The sequence below is a fragment of the Lichenifustis flavocetrariae genome (assembly GCF_026130545.1).
GTDB classification, from domain to species: domain Bacteria; phylum Pseudomonadota; class Alphaproteobacteria; order Rhizobiales; family Beijerinckiaceae; genus Lichenihabitans; species Lichenihabitans flavocetrariae.
In genome coordinates this window covers 59,871-65,870 of the sequence record NZ_JAMOIM010000026.1, presented here as the reverse complement: position 1 = coordinate 65,870, position 6,000 = coordinate 59,871, and the positions used below count along the sequence as shown (strand labels likewise).

4 protein-coding genes and 3 pseudogenes are annotated in these 6,000 nt (G+C 60.9%); all 7 read right to left on the bottom strand.

Annotated elements, in window-relative coordinates; translation table 11 throughout:
* A partial coding sequence (locus M8523_RS26215) for a recombinase family protein (RefSeq protein ID WP_282587842.1) occupies positions 1–206 on the bottom strand: 206 nt, incomplete at its 3' end.
* 185 nt (positions 207–391) lie between these two features.
* Positions 392–1,057 (bottom strand): annotated as a pseudogene (locus M8523_RS26210) (IS1380 family transposase); the annotation flags it as partial.
* A 61-nt stretch (positions 1,058–1,118) separates the two neighbouring features.
* Complete coding sequence (locus tag M8523_RS26205) at positions 1,119–2,192, bottom strand: ATP-binding protein (RefSeq protein ID WP_282587841.1); 1,074 nt, start codon at positions 2,190–2,192, stop codon at positions 1,119–1,121.
* Positions 2,193–2,288: 96 nt separating this feature from the next.
* Positions 2,289–2,462, bottom strand: a pseudogene (locus M8523_RS36855) (PAS domain-containing protein); the annotation flags it as partial.
* A gap of 674 nt (positions 2,463–3,136) precedes the next feature.
* On the bottom strand, positions 3,137–3,487 hold the full coding sequence (locus tag M8523_RS26195; protein WP_282587839.1) for a GAF domain-containing protein: 351 nt from the start codon (positions 3,485–3,487) through the stop codon (positions 3,137–3,139).
* Positions 3,488–4,080: 593 nt separating this feature from the next.
* Positions 4,081–4,365, bottom strand: a pseudogene (locus tag M8523_RS26190) (IS3 family transposase); the annotation flags it as partial.
* Between the two features lie 452 nt (positions 4,366–4,817).
* Positions 4,818–5,675 (bottom strand): arginase family protein, encoded by an 858-nt coding sequence (locus M8523_RS26185; RefSeq protein ID WP_282587838.1) that lies wholly within the window; start codon positions 5,673–5,675, stop codon positions 4,818–4,820.
* Positions 5,676–6,000 lie beyond the last annotated feature (325 nt).

Here is a 6,000-nt window from a genome sequence, read left to right as displayed (position 1 = left end):
GAAGACGGAAAATGGCAGCGTGGAACAACCAATACATGGAGCAAATCCTCACAGGCGTCTTTCATGCGTAACCCCTGACCATCGCGGCTGCTGCCTGAAACCTTCTCGGCCCGGATCACTGAGCAGCCCTCGGCTTTCAGCTTGGCTTGCTGAATGTCGAGATCCTGGTCGATCGTGCTGACGCGGGCGTAACCGATGCGGGCCATGTGTCACCTCAAGCTTTAGGCCCAAGGCTACTTTGTCACAAATAGTCGATGTCAACCCAGATGTTACGTATCATCCGAGCGCTCAGGTGACGTCACGCCAGGGCATACCCGATAGTGACATTCACACGTTCCTTTGTCGCCTATTCGGCGCCGATCTGGGGTCCCTTTTCCAAGCCGTTTGACAGCCAGTTGGCCCGGATGGCGCGCAGGAGGCGGCGCAGGTGGGCCCGAATTTTGACGCCGCTCGGCCGTTTGGCCGGACGCAGCACGGCGGCGACGAAACGGCCGTCCCCGTCGAACACGACGATGGGCTGGAACCCATAGTTGTCGTGGTGTCCGTTAAACAGCCGAAGCTGCTGGCCGCCGTGAACGGCATCGAACGTGTCGTCGATGTCGAGCACAATCTGCTTCGGCACCTTTGCGAATGACGCGCAGTAAAGATCCACCATGGCTCGCCCCATGCGCAGCAAGGCGCGCGGGTCGGGCAGGTTTTCCAGCCGCGAGAGCGTCGGCTGAGAGGCGAGGTCGCGTCCGGACGGCAGCGTGCCCTGCGCCATCTTGAACACCGGATCGTGGCGCAGGGCGGCTGCGTCGTTGGCATCCTCATAGCCCGCCGCGATCATCAACATGCGGAAACGGATCATGTCGGCGAGGCCGTGCACGATGAGATCGGGGTTGCGAGGATCGTCGAGGCATCCGGCCAACCGATCCGCCACGCCGAGACGTTTCTCGACTTCCCGCAGCACAAGAACGCCAGAATCCGACGACAACGATCCACCATCGAACCGCGCCACGATCGATGTCCGCCCAAGAGGTGACAGGCCAGGCAGCGACAACGTAGGATCATCCATGGCGGATGTAGCTTCCTGAAATGACACGGGATCGGCTTAGACAACCAAATCCTAAATCACGTCAGTGCTTTAAGCTACATCCGCCAGCCCAAACGTGAATTATTCGGGCTAGCACGGCTTGGATCGGGAGTTCGCTGGCGATCAGCCGAAGCGCCTCATCCCCGCTCTCGGCTGGAAAGGCTATATATCCCAGAAAATCGAGCACCCTGACCGTCGATTTAAGGACCGCCTTGTCGTCATCGACGACCAGGATACCCAAAGTCCTATGTGCCTCCGGAGCGCGCGCTACGCCAACGAACTCTTCCTCCCAATCCTCCGCAGGAAACTCTGCGCGCGGAAGGAATATTTTGACCGACGTTCCCTGGTCGACGCGGGTCTCGATATGCACGCCACCGCCGGATTGTTTGACGAAACCGAAGACCTGAGCCAGTCCGAGGCCCGAGCCCTTTCCTGGCGCCTTCGTCGTGAAGAAGGGTTCGAACACGCGCGGCAGCACATCGTCCGCAATGCCGGCGCCTGTATCGATGACGGCGAGACCCACATAGTCTCCCGGCGAGGGGTCTCCCGGCTGCACCGGCTCATCATCAATCGTGGCGTTGAAGGTCTCGATCGTCAGAGTACCGCCCGACTGCATCGCATCCCCCGCATTGATGGTGAGGTTCAAGAGGATCAGCTCGATCTGGGTCGGGTCGACCAGAGCGGTCCACAGATGCAAGCTCAAGATCGTCCTGAGTTGGATCGTTCCTCCAAATGTGGCGACGAGCAGATCGCTCATCGCTCTGACTTTGCTGTTGAGATCAAGAAACTGCGGTTCGAGCCGCTGCTTGCGCGAAAATGCGAGAAGCTGCCCCGTGAGCTTGGCGCCACGCTCTGCAGCAGCGTGAATCAGTTCCAGCCCTTCTTGAACGTCGGGGTCATGCGACTTGCGCAACATCAGACGCGTATTGGTGAGCACGACACTGAGCAGATTGTTGAAATCATGCGCCACCCCGGATGTGATCTGCCCGATCGCATCAAGCCGGTACAGCTGCTGGACAGCAGCTTCGGCGCTTATTCGTTGCTCGATCTGGGCGCGCAACTGGCGATTGACATCCTCCAATTCACGGGTTCGCACCTCGACACGGCGCTCCAGCATGCGCTCGATCCGCTTCTGATCGGTAATGTCCAGGGCGATACCATAAAACGAAACCGCTCTCTTGTTTTCGAAATGTACCTGGCCGCGCGTGGCGATCCAGCGCTCCACGCCGTTGTTCTTGCCGATGACCCGGTACTCCACGTCGTAGACGCCGTCGCCCTGCGGGTCAGTGCTCCGTTGTACTGCGGCTTCGATACGCGGCAGATCCTCGGCATGGACACCGGCGCGCCAGACGTCGTAGTCGACAGGCGCGTCCTTGGGCAGGCCCACATTTCTCGCAGCGCGTAATCCCACTGCATGTCATTGGTCTGGGGGTTCCACGCATAGCGACCCAATTTAACGAGATCGACGGCGGCCTGGAGCTTCGACTTGCTTTCGCGAAGCCGTTGCTCGGCATGTTTCTCCTCGTTGACATTTTGCAGGATGGTGATCTCGCCGGCATCGTTGCGGAACGGTGCGGCACTGACGCGGATCCAGGTCTCTTCGCCACGATCGCCATCGTAGATGAAATCGATACCCGGCGTGACGACCTCACCCCGCAGCGCCCTGGCGCCGGGATATTGCGACCGGGGTAGCAGCCCGCCCTTCGCGTCGAAGCCGCGCCAGCGGTGGGCCGCTTCCGGCTCACGCGACGGAATGATGTTGCCCCACAACTCGGCCAACGGGCCGCCCCGGAAAAGCAGGTTTCCCTCAAGGTCGAACAGCCCGACGGCTCCCGGAGCGTGCTTCAAGATTGCCGTCAGCAGACCCTCGCTGTCGCGCAATCGCTGTTCCGCGAGCCGGGAGGCAATCACATCGGCAGCTTGCCGGACGTAGAGGTCCGTCAAACGCAAATCGCGGGCCGATGGCCGGTACGGCTCGCGGAAGAACGTTGAGAGCATTCCGATGGGCCTGCCGGCACTCCGATCGAGCAGAGGTGTCGCTTGGACGCCGCGATATCCCGTCTACGCCGCGATGTCCCGATCCTGTCTGTGGTCAGGATGCGTGATGATGTCATGGATGAGCACGCGAGCCCCGCTCCGCAGCGCCGACCCTTGGATTGTCGCATCGCTTGCGTCCATGGTCTCGAAACGGTTGAGGAACTCCTGACCCAAACCCCGATGGGCAACAATCTTGAGCGTCTTGGTCGCGTCGTCATAAAACCGGATGTTGCCAAAATCGGCGCCCTGCAGTTCCATGATCGCCTCGAGCGCCTCATTCAGGATCGCCGTCAGATCGGACATCGCGGTCAGCGGCGTGCTCAATGCATGCAGCCGGGTCATGACCGAAAGTTCAGCTTGGCTGAGGCGAGACATGCAGACATCGAACCGATCCTTGCGAGCAGCTCAGACGTGGTGAACGGCATAGTGAGGGTCGTCGTCGGCCCCGACGTGCAGTCATTCGGGCAAGCTTCTTCTCTGGCGCGCGCTGACAACAGACCCACGGGAACGTCGTCGCGGATTTTCAAGACTTGCCATCGGGGGCCGATGAGGTACGGAGGGATAAGGGAGCGTCCTCGATATTATTGCCCAAAGTCCCCGCTCCGATGACGCATGCCTCCATTGCGGTCTTCGCGATTGGCCACGAGCACGCCGGTCATCGTTGGCAGGGTTGGCCACCAGGTCTTGGAGGTGGCAAGCGACGTCCAAGCCCAATCTACCCCGTGCGTGATCGCGCTCATCTCGCAGTCTCTGGCAACAAGGCGGAACTGGCTGCTTGAATGTCGTGAACCATTAAGCTCCGCGAATGTCCTGCGTACTGTGCAAGCGGGATTACGATAGGCGTCATACGCCCTCTCGTCCAGGAATGAAGCCGTCCGGGACAGTCGTGATGGCGCCGGAAGTTTTATGGTGCCCTGAACGCCGCTGACCTGCAGTTTGGCGGAAATCGTTTTGGGAAGCGGCCTTCCTCCGTCATGTGTGCGATCCTCGGCAAAGTCATACGACCAGACATGATCACGGTGCTGGGGCCGAAGACGGACGCAGGAGCCGTCATCGAGCCACAGGCGTCCCTTCTTCGGCTGCTTGGCCGGCACCTTAGACCCCTAGCACCGCTAGACCCGCTCGATCCGCCTGTCGTTCACCAGCCAGCCCGCATCGCGCAACAGAGCGCCGATCTTGCGATAGCCGTATCGGCCGTATTGTCTCGCAAACTCGAGGATGTCAGCGGTTAGCGCTTCTTCGTCTTCCTGCCCTCCGTGTGCCACCCCGTCCTGCTTCGCAGGCCGTGGGCCCTGGCCACTCCGCCCCGCGGCGTCTTGCGTTACGTCGAGCGATGCCGACCAATCGCCGCACACACGAGGCCCTCATGGCTCCTGCGGCGACCCTCTCCCAGCAACCGATTTGCACTCTAGCGAGAAGCGCGTCGGCTGGTGAAGGAGTTACAAGGCTCCGGCAGGCTTGCCTGCTGGAGAAGCTGGCGGAGGGTTGTGTCTCTTCCTCGGCATCTCATCCGTCCTCGCTCAGGCTCAAAAGCCATACATCAGGACGGACCACTTCGATGGGGGAGGATCAGGGTCCAACGATGACCCAGCAGCCGAACTACGAGGTATGAGCTTCGGCGACTTATGCGTCAGTATGGCGATCCGTCGAACTTCAAATACCGAGCAGAAACAGCGTTGGGGCGAGTGCTTTGGCGTCCTTCGGATCATGGAGGGCAAGGCGCTGATTCTGCCGAGGAGTTCCCAAAACGGCGTGATTGAAGCACGGCCAGGACGGGTTGCATGGCAGAGAGCAACTGGGATGGATCGGTGGGCTTGCCCCCCGGCCAAGATGCTTCGTATTCGGTGATTTCCAGCCCCAGCAGCTCATGCGCTGCAAGGATTTCGAAAGCGTCGAGAAGATCGATCCACTGAAGCCCGCCAGGAACCTGATACTCGGTTGCCAGCAAGCCCGCGTCCAGCACGTCACAGTCGAAGTGCACGTAAACGCGGCGGCCACCAATGGCGTTCTTCAGTCTGGCTCCCAATCGGGGTCCCACCGGCACCAGCCTGATCTGACCGCTATCGATGCGGACTTGTTCCGGTGGATCGAGGTCGCGAGCACCAACGAGGATTACGTTGGTAAGATCAACGTCCTGGCCAAATCCAGTATCCCATTCGCCTGCGGCGCCCGAGATGACCATGCCTCCAAGGTAGTCGGTGACGCGATCTTCGACCGGCACGTTACAGTCGCCGTGGGCGTCGAAATAGACGATGGCCGCATCAGGAAAGCGCCGCGCGACAAGCGGCAGCGTGGCGATACTGGCCGCGCAGCGGCCCATGGTGATGACCATGGGCTCTCCCGCGTCGAGACGCTCGACCACCCGCTGAGCAAGCAACCGTAGGTTGGGAGCGGCAGCCTGCAACTGCTCTGCCCATCCGCCTTCGATCGGCTTTACCGTTGCGGCGACGGTTCGTGCCGGCACGCCACAACGTTCGGCGATCGCTGAACCGAGGTCAACGGCACCGCGCATTCCTCGATCGTTCCGATCGCCCGCGTTGCCAGCGTAGATCGTAATTTTCATCTGCTGACTCCTGCTGGGACAAGGCGTTCACGCTTGGTGTTGCTGACCAGCTCAGTGGCGCTGGTCAAGCGACTCCTCAGCGTTTCATCTCCCGGTAGACGGGTCGAGTGCGCCGTCGAGGGGTGCACCCAGCAGCTTTCCCTTGGTGCGTGCTGCCGCGATTCCGTCACGGTGCGTGCAAAATCAGTCGGGGCGCTCCATGTTCTTGCCTGAAGGTCGGTGAAAACGCGGATCGCGCCGGTCGCCGATCCTGATCTCGCGAATAAAGGGGCACATGCCGAGGAGTCGCACAAGATTCGCTCGGCGCGGCCCAAGCCGAGGTGTT